The sequence below is a fragment of the Hymenobacter wooponensis genome (assembly GCF_004745865.1).
Classification (GTDB): domain Bacteria; phylum Bacteroidota; class Bacteroidia; order Cytophagales; family Hymenobacteraceae; genus Hymenobacter; species Hymenobacter wooponensis.
Window position 1 is genome coordinate 312,213 of the sequence record NZ_SRKZ01000004.1, and the last position, 14,222, is coordinate 326,434.

At 54.8% G+C, this 14,222-nt stretch carries 11 protein-coding genes; 7 read left to right on the forward strand and 4 right to left on the reverse strand.

What is annotated here, in order from left to right:
* The first annotated feature begins 189 nt into the window (after positions 1 to 189).
* The gene (locus EU557_RS14965; RefSeq protein WP_135531271.1) at positions 190 to 1,341 is read left to right on the forward strand and encodes an acyltransferase family protein; all 1,152 of its coding nucleotides are present in this window, start codon (positions 190 to 192) and stop codon (positions 1,339 to 1,341) included.
* 89 nt (positions 1,342 to 1,430) lie between these two features.
* Here the strand turns inward: EU557_RS14965 and EU557_RS14970 are convergent, their stop codons facing one another.
* From EU557_RS14970 to EU557_RS14980, 3 genes are all read right to left on the reverse strand, one after another.
* Positions 1,431 to 3,908, reverse strand: a complete 2,478-nt coding sequence (locus EU557_RS14970) for a M1 family metallopeptidase (RefSeq protein WP_135531272.1) — start codon at positions 3,906 to 3,908, stop codon at positions 1,431 to 1,433.
* 102 nt (positions 3,909 to 4,010) lie between these two features.
* A complete protein-coding gene (locus EU557_RS14975) occupies positions 4,011 to 5,099 on the reverse strand; it encodes an acetamidase/formamidase family protein (protein ID WP_135531273.1) in 1,089 nt (362 codons plus the stop codon).
* A gap of 215 nt (positions 5,100 to 5,314) precedes the next feature.
* Positions 5,315 to 6,148, reverse strand: coding sequence for a phosphatase PAP2 family protein (locus EU557_RS14980; RefSeq protein WP_167855224.1), 834 nt, complete (start codon positions 6,146 to 6,148; stop codon positions 5,315 to 5,317).
* Positions 6,149 to 6,512: 364 nt separating this feature from the next.
* Between EU557_RS14980 and EU557_RS14985 the strand changes: the two genes are divergently transcribed.
* The 4 genes from EU557_RS14985 (at position 6,513) to EU557_RS15000 (ending at position 11,990) form a co-directional block, all read left to right on the forward strand.
* Complete coding sequence (locus EU557_RS14985; RefSeq protein ID WP_135531275.1) at positions 6,513 to 7,796, forward strand: PQQ-dependent sugar dehydrogenase; 1,284 nt, start codon at positions 6,513 to 6,515, stop codon at positions 7,794 to 7,796.
* Between the two features lie 7 nt (positions 7,797 to 7,803).
* A complete protein-coding gene (locus EU557_RS14990; protein ID WP_135531276.1) occupies positions 7,804 to 8,256 on the forward strand; it encodes a c-type cytochrome in 453 nt (150 codons plus the stop codon).
* A gap of 321 nt (positions 8,257 to 8,577) precedes the next feature.
* Positions 8,578 to 9,255 (forward strand): efflux RND transporter periplasmic adaptor subunit, encoded by a 678-nt coding sequence (locus EU557_RS14995; RefSeq protein WP_135531277.1) that lies wholly within the window; start codon positions 8,578 to 8,580, stop codon positions 9,253 to 9,255.
* 83 nt (positions 9,256 to 9,338) lie between these two features.
* Positions 9,339 to 11,990 (forward strand): BamA/TamA family outer membrane protein, encoded by a 2,652-nt coding sequence (locus tag EU557_RS15000; protein WP_135531278.1) that lies wholly within the window; start codon positions 9,339 to 9,341, stop codon positions 11,988 to 11,990.
* A gap of 193 nt (positions 11,991 to 12,183) precedes the next feature.
* Here EU557_RS15000 and ygiD read toward each other — a convergent pair whose 3' ends face one another.
* Positions 12,184 to 13,071, reverse strand: coding sequence for a 4,5-DOPA-extradiol-dioxygenase (gene ygiD, locus EU557_RS15005; RefSeq protein ID WP_210116061.1), 888 nt, complete (start codon positions 13,069 to 13,071; stop codon positions 12,184 to 12,186).
* A gap of 126 nt (positions 13,072 to 13,197) precedes the next feature.
* Between ygiD and EU557_RS15010 the strand changes: the two genes are divergently transcribed.
* A complete protein-coding gene (locus tag EU557_RS15010; RefSeq protein WP_135531279.1) occupies positions 13,198 to 13,419 on the forward strand; it encodes a hypothetical protein in 222 nt (73 codons plus the stop codon).
* Positions 13,420 to 13,593: 174 nt separating this feature from the next.
* Positions 13,594 to 14,181, forward strand: a complete 588-nt coding sequence (locus EU557_RS15015; RefSeq protein ID WP_135531280.1) for a GNAT family N-acetyltransferase — start codon at positions 13,594 to 13,596, stop codon at positions 14,179 to 14,181.
* Positions 14,182 to 14,222 lie beyond the last annotated feature (41 nt).

Sequence of the window (14,222 nt, forward strand, 5' to 3'; positions counted from 1 at the left end):
CCATTCACCACTTAATGAAGCACCCACCCAAAACATGTTTGTACTATACTAACTAGGCTAAGATAAAGCCAAGCTCAACAGTACACGTACGCAAGATCTTATCATACTATTTTCATTTAGCCCCCTCCCACGGCTAGTACCTTGACCCTTTGAAAACAAGCCTACCGCTCTCCCTCCCGCTCATTTGCTATGAGATATATAAAGCAGTTGGACGCTATGCGGGCCATAGCTATCCTTTTTGTGTTTTGTAATCATGCCAGCACCAAGGGCTCATTAGCCTACAAGGCATCTCTGCTGGTTTCCGCTCCCGATATATTTTTTACTATTAGCGGATTCTTAATAACCACCATTTTATTCAAAGATAAAATTGCGTATGACAACCAAAAAACTACAAAGTCAGTAGTTTTTAAAGCCTTCTTCATAAAAAGGATTTTGCGGATTTTTCCGGCATACTATTTAACTATACTCATCACTTACCTTATCAATAAAAATGGAGTCAGCCGCCTTACCCCATTTTTAAATTTCACTGCCAATTACGAAATATCCACAAACCAGGAATGGGGCCGGCTTGCGCATTTATGGTCAATGTCGGTAGAGCAACAGTTTTATCTGATTTGGCCATTTGCCATAATTTTTACTCCCCGGAAGTACCTGCCGTATACCATCGGTACCTTCGTAGCCATCGGCCTTGCAAGCCATATAATGCTGCCTGACAATCAGTTTACTGATATTTTACCACAAAATTGCTTCGATGCCCTAGGCTTAGGGGCCCTGCTTGCTTGGATCACCACTTATCGGCCTGATTTATTTCCTAGGGCTCACCGGGTATTAAGCTACCTGGCAGTAGCAAGCGTAGGTATTATCGCAGTCAAAGCTGTAATAGCCATACCTTTTCTGCCATTTGTTTTTCACCGTACTTTTATTTCTCTAATTACAGTATGGCTCATAAGCTATTTCATCTATAACAAAGAAATAGAAGGCGGCAGAATCGGATTTATCTTCAACAACAAGCAGTTGATATTATTTGGCAAATTCAGCTATGGCTTTTATCTCTTTCATATTCCGTGTTTGTATTACAGCTACAAACTACTTTACGCTGCCAACCAACTACTACCTTTCTACGGGTATATTGCCGAAAGCCATAAGCTTTATATAGCGGAAAACTTCATCATAATTACTGGCCTAGCGTGGCTTTCGTGGAGGTACTTCGAGCTCCCCATGTATGCCTTTCAAAAACAGTTCATATCAATGGCAAGAAAGGAGCGGCCGAACATTCCCGAGCTACTTGCCCAACGTGACAGTGCGGTAGCAGAAGTGCCACAGCTGACTACAGCAAAGTAGAAAGGTCCCACTTCAAACAGCTCCTATATCCGGCTTTGTTGGTATAGGAGCTGCTTTTTTGTGGATCAGTACTAGCAACTTGGGCCTGCTTATTTAGCTGCCTCAATCTCGACTACAGATTTCTCGATGAGGGCGGTAACTGGTGCCGCGTTGGGGCTGCTTGCCTCCTGTTGCTGCAGCTCACGGAGCAATCTTATCAGCCCCACATGAATACCTAAAGACTTGTAACGAATGGCTAACGCCTTGATTCGGTCAATTCCTTGGGACCAAGCCGTGGGCTGATCAATGCGTTTCAGCAGATCTGCTAGGCCAGAGAGCATGCTAAACTGGTCGTTGGGCTCGGCGGCATCAAACTTGGCCAGTACCAGCGGCCACTGCGCTGGCCCACCTGCTTTGCCATACACCTGTACCAGGGCCACGGTAAGCCCGCCTTTATTGTCGGCTTCAAAGGAAGTAGCGCGGCTTAAGGCGCTCTTGGTATCGAGGGGCAACAAGCCTAGTAATGCCGCACCTTGCACTTTGTAGGATTTGCTGGCCAGGGCTTTTGTAAATAATTTCTCGTACTGCTTGCTCTTGAGCGTACTGAGTGCGGTGAGAGCCGATGCCTGTACCTGCACTGAGGCATCGGAGGTGGCTAGCTTTACGAGCATGGGAGCGGCCGCTTTGCGTAAGGTCGGCTGCTGCAAATCCAGCCGTTCAATTGCCATTTGGCGGAGCGTCGCCGATTTATCATGTAGGCCTGCCACTAACGTTTTCTGAGCCAGCGGATCGGGAAGCTTGGCTTTCGCGGCGGCCAGCGCTTCGCGACGGTCAAGGTAGTGTGGGGCATGGTGGTACTGGTAGGCGAATTCCGACAGTGGCTTGTTATCGGTCTTTTGCCACACGAGCACTTTCTCGGCGTCTACGTTCACCAGGTCGGGCTTAACTGGGGCCGGAAAGTAAAGGGTGTCCACGGTATGGCGTAGAGTGGCCTGGTGGCACTGGGCCCGGCCATTGGTGTACACATCTACCGCCAAGGGCAGCACATAGGGAGCCCCCGCCTGGGTCTGGCGCACCACTACGGCCTGCTGCTTGCGGGCAGCGTCCCACTGATAGTCAATTGTAACAACGGGGTGGCCTGCGCGGTAGTACCACTGGTTGAAAAACCAGTTTAGATCTTGCCCAGAAACCTCTTCCAAGGCTAAGCGCAGCTGCTGTGCCTCACCGTTCCCGAACGCGTTCTGCTGCAAGTAGCGCTGTATCCCCTTAAAGAAGACGTCCTCGCCCAGGTAGCTCCGCAGCATGTTCAGGATGCTGCCGCCCTTTTGGTAGCTCACGTTGTCAAACAGCTCTTCCTTATCAGCATACTGAAAGCGTACCAGGGGCTTATCGTAACTACCAGTACTGCGGAGGTAGTTGTACAGGCTACGGTCGGCCTGTTCTTGGCCGGCGTCGCGCCCGTATTCGTGCTCGGCCCACAGTACCTCGCTAAAGTTGGCGAATGACTCGTTCACCGTGAGGTTGCTCCAGCTTTCGGCCGTCACCAGGTCGCCGAACCAATGATGAAACAGCTCGTGGGCAATTTCACGCTCCACCCCGGCATATTCCCAGTCCAGCAAATCTCGCGAAGTACCCTGGGCCTGCTCCCCAAACAAAGAAGCCGTGGTATTTTCCATAGCCCCCGCCGGGAACTCACGGACTACCACCTGGGCGTATTTGTTCCAAGGGTATTCCACTCCGAGGCGCTGGGTGAAAAACTCCAACATCCGGGGCGTTTTACCGAAAATCTGCTGAGCTTGGGCGGCGTACTTCGGCTCCAGATAGTAGCTTACTTCCTTGCCTCGCCACGTCTCCTTGGTCACTTTAAAGTCGCCGACGGCCAGCATGAACAGGTAGGGCGCGTGGGGCTGCTCCATTTTCCAGGTGTCGCGGCGTAGGCCAGGGCCAGCGGCTACTTGCTCGGTTAGGCGGCCATTGCTCAGCGTAACGTACTTGCTGGGTACCGTCAGGCTTATTTCGGAGGTAGTTTTCTGGTTGGTTTGGTCTATGGTCGGGAACCAGACGGAATTGGCATCGGTCTCGCCCTGGGTCCAGATCTGCACTGGCTTTCCGGCTACGGCGCTATCCGGATTGATGAAGTGCAACCCTCGGCCGTCGGAAATCATCGTGCTCCTACCCTTTTTTAATTCCTCGGGCTTGGCCGTGTACTCAATATACACCGTGTAGGCCTCTCCTACTGGCACCGTTTTCCCCAGGTGCACCAGCAATTGCTGCTGGTTATACTCATGCTTCAGGGGCTGCATCTGCTCACCCGCAACCAAGCTCACGGCCTTGATTTCCATGCCCTGAGCATCAAGCCGCAACGAATCGGTGGCGTAGCCGTGGGGCTTTAGCGTTACCCACTCCTTGCCGTAGAGGTAGCGCTTGGCATAGTCGAAGCGTACATCCAGCTTGGTGTGCACCAAGGCATTCACCTTACGCTCAGTGGCTCGATATACGGCAGCAACAGGGGGTTGAACAGGTGTGGGCTGGGCCAAGGCTGCCGGAGCAGCGCTTAGCCCAAGAAGTAACAAGGATAGGTTTCGCATTAGGCACAAGGTATAGTTCTTGGGCCGGTAGATGTGAGATTGATTGGAAAGGTTGCTTACGCTACGCCATCAAGCGCGATTAAGGCGTAGCAGGCACGCCATCTATTTCTTGGTAGCTGGTACTTTCCCCGTGAAGATCTTCTTGGAAATCATGCTATGCACACCCTTGGTACCGTCTACTAGCTGGGTGATTTCCATGTTGGCGGCCACACTCGCGAGCATGTAGGCATCATCATGGCTGAGGCCTTTTTCCTTCATCAGGAAGTCCAGCATTTCACGCAGAGCAATTTTGGTGGCCTGGGTCAGGTCCTCGTTGGTGCCCATGGTGATATAGTCGGTGGGTGTTTCGGCCCTAGGCCAGGCCAGGTGCATGTCTTTGCGCACAATGAACTCCAATGTACCCGTCAGGGAAGTTTCCAGGGCCGTAATGTCTACCTCGCCGTTGCCTTGCCCCGCGTGCCCATCTCCGACTTCGAACAGGGCCCCGGCCACGTGCACCGGGATAAATAAGGTGGTACCAGCCACTAGCTCCTTGTTATCGAGGTTGCCGGCGTGAATGCCGGGCGGCGCACTATTAACCCTGCCCGCGGCAGGCGGTGGCGCAACCCCCATACTCCCGAAAAACGGCCGCAGCGGCACCTCAATACCCGGCGCAAATTGCGCCACCATCCGCTTCTTATCCAGGGGAATAATGCGCATTTTGGCGTACCCAAAGTCTTCGGGCAGAAAGCCACTGGTGGGCCCAAAGGCGTTGTAGGCGTAGGGAATGGCCAGGTCAATCTTCCGAATGCGTACTTCCAGCACATCACCGGGCTCGGCGCCTTCCACATAAATGGGGCCCGTGAGAATATGACCGCCGGGACCTTTGTTGGTCACATCCTTATAGATGTCGCGCAACGACTGCTCTACTTGCGCGGGTGCCACGCCAGCCCCCTCCAAGCGGGTAGGGCTAGAGGTAATGAGCGTTTGCACTTCTACTTTGTCGCCGGACTTGATGCGCAGCACGGGCTTAGCAGCCGCATCATAGAAGCCCCAGGCCACTGTGGTAGGCGAAGGTTTTAGCTGGTGCGTGGTTGGCTTACCCGTTTTGCCCGTAGCCGCCACAGATTGGGCCTGCGTATGAGTAGCCAGCAACAGGCAAGCGCTGACGGTTACATACGCCGCGCGGTTGATTAGGTAGTGGAAAGGCATAAAGCGAGAGGAACAGCTGATAAGCCCCAAGCTACGCAACCAGCGCACAAAAGCCACATCCGCTGGTAGAGGGCCAGAGCAAAGAACCTTTAGCAACTCAAAAATCTACTTGAGGCTTTTTCAGTGTGCTAGTCGCAGATCAAGCAGGATTACCCACCTCCAGCCACGGTCTAAACCACCAGGTTGGCGGGGTAACCCTGCTTACGCGTAGTGGCCTACAGCTGCTTGGTAACTAGCAGCCCGCCATATGAATAGCCGTTGGCATTGAGTCCTTGAATGGGGGCAAATGAATAGCCATTGCGGCCCGCTGTTTTGTGAAGTTGCGGCACTACAATACCGGCCGTAGCGCCGACCACATAGCCGACTATATTGTCAGAAAGAAAGTGTTTGCCAGCTTCAATACGCGTGTACGCCACTGCCGCGGGCATAAGTGCAGCCGCGCCCCACACAAAGGGCTCTGCCCGAGAACCAGGATTAAAATCATGAAAGACTTTGGCCGCAAAGAAGGTGGCCGTAGCCGTGTGCGCCGTATGTCCGGCAAAAAAGGAGTTGGTAGAAATCTTACTGTTGCGGGAGCCCCCTCCTTCTGTGCCGTACAGGAAGGGCCGGTAGCGGGTTACGCTCCCTACAGTGGTAGTGAAAATAGCATCGGTGGCCAGCATGGTTTGCAGGTACAGCCCCAGCACCTGCCCGTAGTGGCCGCGCACATCCTCATTCAGTGCCAACAAACCGGGTGCCACTACCAATGAACCGTAGCAGAGAAAGTCGCCGGCAGTTTGAGCCGACTTGCTGTAGTTGCCGGCAGCAAACCGGTCAAACTTCGGCACATCGTTTTTACTCAAGCGGGCCAGTTCAGCATCACTCAAGCCATTTTTCTGCTGAACCAGATAAAGGCCTAGGCCACTCATTGCTCCTAGTCCTAGCGTGATGGGTGCATCAACGGCAAACCGAGTGTGATACGGAGAGGCGGCTGCTTGCTGGGCAGTGGCGGCCGGTACAGAAGTTAGCAACAGGGCTCCGGAGAGCAGCAGAGTAAGAGAGTGCTTCATGAAAATAAACCTTCGAATGGGAGGCTCCTGAAACGACAAACTCAACCGTAAGGTTGATGAGGTATTCTCCATCTCTGTAGGCCACTATGGCGCGGAAAACTGCTGCTTGAGTAAGCCTAGAACACACAAGCAACTCCCTGCTAACCAGAGCCCGTAGCTTTTGAAGCAAAGCTGAAAGCCGCCCCAACTACTCACGGTTACTTTCGTTACTGTGCTACGCTCCCTATTTTCGGACGCTAGGCCACCCACTGCCCTGTTACAGGGGCCGCTCATGGGTACCGGGTTGTACGTGCAGCCCAGTAGGCCAGTATTTCGTCCATAGGCGCTTGTTGTCGCCAGAATAAACTGCCTTACCCCTCATTTTATGAAGAATGCTTTACCTCGCTTCCTGTTATTACCTGCGGCCGTAGTAGGAAGCCTCTCCTTATTTGCCCTCAAAACGGAAACGGCCGTCGTTCCCGATGCCGACAACGCCGGCCTGAAGCTGCCCGCTGGCTTTGGGGCCCTCAAAGTAGCCGAAACCGGTGGCCGGGCCCGGCATATTACCGTTACGCCTCAGGGTACCATCTACGTGAAGCTAAACCGCCCTAACACGGCGGGAAAAGGCATTTTGGTCCTTCGCGAAACCAGCGCTGGCAAAGCCGAAGTAGTGAGTGGCTTCGGCAACTACGGCGGCACGGGCATCTTCAGCACCCACGAGTATCTGTACGCCTCCTCCGATCAGGAGGTGTTCCGCTACAAGCTTAACGGCAAGGGCGAAGTGGTTAGCCCAGAGCAGCCCGAGAAAATCATCACGGGCCTCGTCAATCGGAAGCAGCACGAAAGCAAATCCATTACGCTGGATAAGGCCGGTAACATTTACGTGAACGTAGGAGCCTACTCAAACTCCTGCCAAGTAAAAGACCGCCAGAAGGGCTCCTTGGGTATTCAGAACTGCCCGGTGCTAGACTCAGCGGGCGGCATTTGGCAGTTCAAGGCCGATAAGCTCAATCAAACCTATGGTAACGGTATTCGCTATGCCACTGGCCTACGCAACGTGGTAGGGCTTGATTGGAATGCCCAAACCAACCAGTTGTTTGTGATGCAGCACGGCCGCGACCAACTCTACGACAACTTCCCGAACCTGTACACCAGCAAGCAGTCGGCGGAGCTGCCCGCGGAGTGCATGTACGCCCTGAAGCAAGGCGACAACGCTGGCTGGCCCTACATCTATTACGACAACCAGCAGCACAAGAAAATGATGGCCCCGGAGTACGGCGGCGACGGTAAGAAGGAAGCCACGGGCAACTATCTGGAGCCGGCGGCGGCCTACCCTGCCCACACCGCCCCCGACGCGCTGCTCTTTTATACCGGCACTATGTTCCCGGAGAAATACCGCAATGGCGCTTTCATTGCCTTCCACGGCTCCTGGAACCGCGCCCCCGAGCCGCAGAAAGGCTACTATGTGGTGTTTCAACCCTTCAAAAACGGGAAGCCCTCCGGCGACTGGGAGGTGTTTGCGGATAACTTCGCGGGCTCAGAAGCCAATGCCGCCGCTGGCCGCCCTGAACACAAGCCCTGTGGCCTAGCCCAAGGCCCCGATGGCTCCCTCTACGTTACCGATGATCGGAAAGGAACCATCTACCGCATCGTTTACGCCAAGAAATAACCCATTGATGAAAGCACTTTTGATAGTAGTAGGCTTCCTGGCCTGGGGTAGCAGCCAGGCCGTAGCTCAAAAAAAACCGGCACCTAAACCTGCCGCGAAGCCCTCCGCTACGGCGGCTGTTTCGGGTGCTATGCTCACTGCGGGCAAGGCAGTGTACGTGCAGAACTGCCTTACCTGCCACCAAGCCGATGGTGGTGGGGTAGATGGCCTCAACCCGCCCCTTACCAAAACCAATTACGTGCTTGGCGACAAGGCGCGCTTGATAAAAGTGGTGCTCAACGGCTTGCAAGGCGAGGACATTGAAGGCGAGCCATACAACAACGTGATGCCCTCCTTCGACATTCTTACCGACCAACAAATAGCCGACGTTCTGACGTATGTGCGCAACAGCTTTGGCAACAAAGCCAGCGCTATCAAAGCGCCGGAGGTAAAGGCCACCCGGGCCACTAACAAGAAGTAGCACGCCCTTCATTCAGCTTGAAGCCGCCTCTACAGCCTGTAGGGGCGGCTTTTTGTTTAGGAACCCGTGTTGCCTGCACACTGCCTGCCGCTCCAAAACGGACAGTTTGAGTGAGAACTATATGAGCAAACACAGTTGATTTTACTATACTTTATTAATATTTTATATAACTAATTTGACAATAAAATCAGGTGTTATTATCTTCAACTATCCCGCAAGGCTAGTGATTAGCTAGCTCGCCTACTGAGCTAGGCGGGCCGTTGAGTGCGCGCTGCACATGTGCTAGAAGAATAATTCCTGAGCTTATTGGAGATTAGTAGTATGAGCCAGCACTATCTACTGCTGCTTGCATCTGGTGTTTTCCTGAGCCTACAGCCGGCGGCTCTTCGCCTGCAACGGCCGCTATCAGCAGCGCCTCCCCGCCATTCTGTAGCGCTTCCCATTGCCCAGCCCGCCAGAGAAACTATTAGTAGGCCAGGAGTAGTGGAACCCATTTGTACGCTACCACTGCTCACTACCACGCATGGTTGGGTGAGGCAGGTTTTCTTCGAGGAAGGCGACTTTGTACGGCGCCGCCAGATCCTGCTGAAGTTCATGTACAACACGGAGTACTCTAGCCAGTTTAACCGCAACTATGTACTTGCGCCCCGAGCTGGGTTTGTAGAGCACAAAAACGTGGCCGTTGGGGGGCACCTGAAGGCGGGTGCCCGCGTAGCCACCTTGCTGGATGTTTCGCAGGTAAAGGTGGTAGTAGCAGTACCCACCCAGACCGGGCGGGCCTTGAAGCTATGCGACCAGGTACCGGTGCGTATTGCAGAGTTGCCCACGCGCCGCTTTATGGGGGTGGTCGATTATATCCAGCACCCAACTTCGACCTTTCCGGCCTACCTCATAACCGTGACGGTGCGCAACCATCTCGCCCCGCTCATCCGCCCTCGCATGCACGCCCACGTGCAACTGCCCACCCGCCGGCTCCCGGCCCTGGTGGCTCAGCAGTAAGCCAGCTGCCTTACTGGCCTAGCTCCTCCTCAGCAGGAGATTAACTGCGTCTTATCCATACATCACTCTACCGCTTATACCCGATGCAGAGACTAGTACTTGCCATTATTTTTTCTGGTTTGACTTGCCAAGTGTTACAGGCGCAAACCTCCACGCCCCAAACGGCCACAGTAGCCAAACTACAGGAAACGGCTAGGCCTACTGCTCCACCCTTTTCAGAACAGGCCAATGTAGTGGTAAAAGCGAGCCGGCAATACAGCGCGGGTCCGTTGAAAACGTGGCTACTAGGGCAAAATTACCGCCGCGAGTGGGAGCAGCCAGTGAAGGTGCCGGTGCTAAACCTGAGCACGGCGCAGGGTGGCCTACGCCCTCTCAAACAAGGCGGCGGCAAGCAAACCAAATCCCTACGACTTCGGGCCGCCAATGGGCGCGAGTATGTGCTTCGCTCTATTGAGAAAAACACCGAGCAAGTACTCAGCGCCGAACTTCGTAACACACTGGCCGCCAAAGTGGTGCAAGACCAGGTATCGGCTGCCCATCCTTACGCGGCGCTAACCATTCCGCCACTGGCTGAGGCAGCAGGCGTGGGCCACACCAACCCCGAACTGGTGTACGTGCCCGATGATGAACGGCTGGGGGAATTCAAAGCGGAGTTTGCCAATACCCTCGCCATATTGGAGGAGCGCGACCCGCAGGTGCCCACCTCCTTCACGGGCAAGGTGCTGGAGAAGAACTACAGCACCGACCAAGCCCTGGCCCTACTGCGCGCCGACGCTCACAACCGCGTAGATGAGCGGGAACTGGTGCGGGCACGGCTGTTTGATGTGTTGATTGCTGACTTCGACCGCCATGAAGACCAGTGGCGCTGGATGGCCTACACGCAGCCTGAAGGTGGCCTACTGCTACGCGCCGTGCCCCGCGACCGAGACCAGGCGTTCTTTGTGAACCAGGGCGTGCTGCCTAACATTGCCAGCCGCAACTGGGCAGTGCCGGCGGTGCAAGGGTTTGATGGTACTATGCGTAACGTGAATACCTTCATGTTCAGTGCCCGCTACTTCGACCGGTCTTTCCTGACGAAAGCCACCCGCGAAGACTGGCTGACGGTAGCGCAAGAGATGCAGGCCCGCTTAACGGATGAGGTGCTGGCCTCGGCCATTCATCGTCTCCCCGACTCGGTGTACCAGCTATCGGGCCCCCTAATTATTGCCAAACTGCAATCTAACCGTGCGGCGCTGCCAGCTTATGCCGAGCAATACTACCGCTTTCTGGCCCGGCAAGTAGATATAACCGGTAGCGACCAAGCCGAATACTTTCAGGTTGAGCGCCTCGACGATGAGCACACCCGAGTACGGATGTATGCCCTGACCGCCAACGGCGCACCGGGTGGCGGCGCCCTTTATGACCGCACTTTTTTAACTGCTGAAACCAACGAGGTACGGCTCTACGGCTACGGCAGCAACGACCGTATGGAGGTAACGGGAGCCGTAAACCACGGCTTGACTGTGCGCCTGATTGGGGGCGAGGGCAACGATGTGCTGGTAGACCAGTCGAGCGTGGCGGGACCCCGTCGCTATACCATAGTGTACGATACGCCCACCGGCAATGAACTGACGCTTGGCCGGGAAAGCCGCAACCGCACCTCCCCCGATTCGCTGGTTAACGAGCACAACCGGCAGGCCTACCGGTACCCGTACGTGGGCCCGCTGCTGCCCCTGGCTTTTAACCCCGACGATGGCCTGTTCCTAGGCCTGGGCGTAGAAATCCGGACTCCTGGCTTCCGGCGGGTGCCGTGGGCTTCGGTGCATAGGCTGCAGGCCAACGTAGCGCTGGGCACCGCAGCGTATAGCTTCCGCTACACGGGTGAGCTAAACCACGTAATTGGCAACCTCGACCTGCTCCTGCGCGCCGATCTGCAGGCACCCAACTACGTGCGCAACTTCTTCGGGTACGGCAACGACACAGACTACGACAAAAGCCGGGGTATTGGCTACTACCGGGTCCGCTACAATAACGTGGTGCTTCAGACGCTGGTGCGCAGGCGCCTAGGCCTGCACCATCAGCTCTACGCCGGCCCTACTTACCAGCGAGTGCGCGTGAAACATTCTCCAGGCCGCTTTATTGATCAGGTAGACGAAGAACAGGAAGGAATGGCTCCTCTGTTTGAGCCCCGCCACTTTGCCGGCCTGCGCCTAGGCCACACCTTCGACTCGCGCAACAACGACTGGCGCCCCACCAAGGGCGTACTCTGGCGTACCGAGTACACCAACTTGCGTGCTGTAAATGAGCGCGCGCGCACCGTTTCTCAACTTACCACCGAAGCCTCGGGGTACTGGACGCCCTCCGCCACGCCCGGCCTGACGCTGGCGGGCCGAGTTGGCGGCACCTTTAACTTCAGCAACTATGAGTTTTATCAAGCCGCTACACTGGGCGGGCTTTCCAACCTGCGCGGTTACCGGCGCACGCGCTTCGCCGGCGAAAACAGCTTGTACAACAACCTGGAGTTTCGACTCTACCTAGGCACCCTCAATACGTTGCTAGTAAGCACCAAAGTAGGAGTTGTTGGGTTTCATGACATCGGCCGGGTGTGGCTTGACGAGGAACACTCCACCACCTGGCACACGGGCTACGGTGGCGGCTTGTGGCTAGAGCCGTTCCGCCGGGTAGTGCTCATGGCTACCTACAATCTGTCGCGCGAAGACAGGCTCCCGGTAGCGCGCTTAGGCTTTCTGTTTTAACGTCGCCGACCCGTTATCCGTCTCGAGGCTGCTATACCCGCCTGCCCTCCTGACCGCATGGAAAGGACCTTGTTGCGCTCGTACGGCTTGCTCTAGGCCAGTCGTTGTAACGTGACAAGATCCTTCCCCAAGCTCAGGAGGACAGGCGGGTATATGCCTCTATATAACTGGCTCATTTACCAGTACTCAGCTTTTACCCTACCACAAACGTGCGCATACTCATGCCACCAAAGCTTACTTCCTCGAAGGCATGACGAATGTTGTCGTCAGCTTCGGCTAGGGCCAGGCTATAGAGCATGGGGATGTAATGGTCGGGCGTTGGTACGGAGAGCGAACCACTGGCACCAGCTTGTTGGTAGTGAGCCAAGGCAAGCAAGTCGCGCTGGTTGATTTTGGCTTTGGCCCACTCATCGAATTCCACGGCCCAGGCGTGCGGGCGTGGATCATCGTGCATGAAATTGGGCATGCTCTGGCGCAGGTTGTGCACAATGTTGCCGCTGCCCAAAATCAATACCCCACGGCGGCGCAGAAACTGTAGCTGCCTGGCGAGTTCCGCGTGGTAGGTCATGGGCTTGTAGTAGTCGATGCTGAGCTGGAACACCGGAATATCGGCCTCCGGAAAGATATGGTGCAGTACCGTCCAGGTGCCGTGGTCGAGGCCCCATTCGTCGCTGGGATGAGCATCGGGCAGAGCAGCTAGTACTTCCTGCGCTACATCGGGGGCGCCGGGCGCAGGGTACTGCATGTCAAACAGCTCCTGCGGAAAGCCCCCAAAGTCGTGAATGGTTTCGGGCCGCTCATTCACGGCCACAAAAGTGCCACGCGTCAGCCAGTGCGCCGACACTACCAGAATTGCCCGTGGGGGTTGTAAATTCCGGATATCACGGCCCAACTGGTGCAAGGTTTGGGTGAAAGGGTTATCGGCCAGCGCATTCATCGGCGAGCCGTGGCCTACGAAGAGCACAGGCATCTTGGCGGTTTGCTGGAAGCCGCTGGCGGTTTTATGGAGGTCTTGCAGGGAGTTCATAATGGTAGCAAAAGGCAGCACCGCCAGGGCTTTCAGGAAGGCTTTGCGGTGCATCTCGTTATCTAATTTTTACAGAACAAAAATACCTTACCTAGAGTGGCGGGGCCTTGATGTAGGATAAGAAATGGAGAGCTACAGCTAGTGGCTATATTGCCTCCACAACGTGAATACACTTGCCTAATGATCCCATTTATAACCGCAGAATTATCGTCAGAAGAAGCCTTCTGGGCTATGTTTTACTTTGTGCAAGAGAACTATGAGCTTTCAAATGGCACCTTCGACGTAAGTGACATCCTAAGCGCCTCTCAACCCATGGAGTTTGCTACCAATGGGCATATTGATGGCCTAGCCTCAGGCAGCAGAACAATAGCCCCCGCAGACAATGGCATGGTCAGTTTCTAGAATGAGGCGATAGAAAAAGTAAGAAAACAAGGCCCTCCTCTTGCCATATCGCTGAAGTAGTAAGGCCACTTCAGAGCCATTCTCACTATGGCTAGTCTTTACACAAACTCCGCATGATGCTTTAGTCCTTCGTATCCTTTTACAACTACTTCAATTGACTTAAAACATCTGGTTATGCAACTTCAACTAGCCGACTTAGCTGACATTGACGGCGTCTTAAATCTTCACCAGAAGTACCAAATCGATACGATTCTAGAGGAAGATAAAAAGGACGGCTTCGTTACCACCTCCTTCACCAGAGAGCAGCTAACCAGGCTGATTCAGGAAGAGCAAGGGCTGTTCATTGCAAAACACGAGGACACAGTAGTGGCCTACGTGATGTCGGCGTCGTGGCAGTTTTGGGCGGCGTGGCCCATTTTCGCCCGCATGATTGAGGATCTGCCTACCCTGGAATTTGCAGGCCAGCGGTTAAGCGTGGAAAACTCCTACCAGTACGGCCCGGTGTGCGTGGACAAGGCCTACCGAGGCAGCGGCCTACTGGAAGCCATCTTTGACTTCGCCAGGGAGCAGATGGCGGCCCGATACCCAGTACTGGTCACCTTTATCAACCAGATTAATACCCGTTCCTACGCTGCTCATACCCAAAAGCTAGGGTTAGTGGTTATTGCAGAATTCGATTTCAACAACAACCACTACCTCGAACTGGCCTACGATACGTCGCAGCCTCTTAAACTACCCCAGCGCCCGGGCAAGCTGCGCTAAGTATTGCCAAGACTGGCCTAGCAGTACTTAGCGCCTCCTAC

What these genes read in the sequence shown, in the direction of transcription:
- EU557_RS14995 (WP_135531277.1), top strand. Translation starts at nt 8,578, where the DNA reads ATGAGCCAGCACTATCTACTGCTGCTTGCATCTGGTGTTTTCCTGAGC.
- EU557_RS14990 (WP_135531276.1), top strand. Translation starts at nt 7,804, where the DNA reads ATGAAAGCACTTTTGATAGTAGTAGGCTTCCTGGCCTGGGGTAGCAGC.
- ygiD (WP_210116061.1), bottom strand. Translation starts at nt 13,071, where the DNA reads ATGCACCGCAAAGCCTTCCTGAAAGCCCTGGCGGTGCTGCCTTTTGCT.
- EU557_RS14985 (WP_135531275.1), top strand. Translation starts at nt 6,513, where the DNA reads ATGAAGAATGCTTTACCTCGCTTCCTGTTATTACCTGCGGCCGTAGTA.
- EU557_RS14965 (WP_135531271.1), top strand. Translation starts at nt 190, where the DNA reads ATGAGATATATAAAGCAGTTGGACGCTATGCGGGCCATAGCTATCCTT.
- EU557_RS14975 (WP_135531273.1), bottom strand. Translation starts at nt 5,099, where the DNA reads ATGCCTTTCCACTACCTAATCAACCGCGCGGCGTATGTAACCGTCAGC.
- EU557_RS15015 (WP_135531280.1), top strand. Translation starts at nt 13,594, where the DNA reads ATGCAACTTCAACTAGCCGACTTAGCTGACATTGACGGCGTCTTAAAT.
- EU557_RS15000 (WP_135531278.1), top strand. Translation starts at nt 9,339, where the DNA reads ATGCAGAGACTAGTACTTGCCATTATTTTTTCTGGTTTGACTTGCCAA.
- EU557_RS15010 (WP_135531279.1), top strand. Translation starts at nt 13,198, where the DNA reads ATGATCCCATTTATAACCGCAGAATTATCGTCAGAAGAAGCCTTCTGG.
- EU557_RS14970 (WP_135531272.1), bottom strand. Translation starts at nt 3,908, where the DNA reads ATGCGAAACCTATCCTTGTTACTTCTTGGGCTAAGCGCTGCTCCGGCA.
- EU557_RS14980 (WP_167855224.1), bottom strand. Translation starts at nt 6,148, where the DNA reads ATGAAGCACTCTCTTACTCTGCTGCTCTCCGGAGCCCTGTTGCTAACT.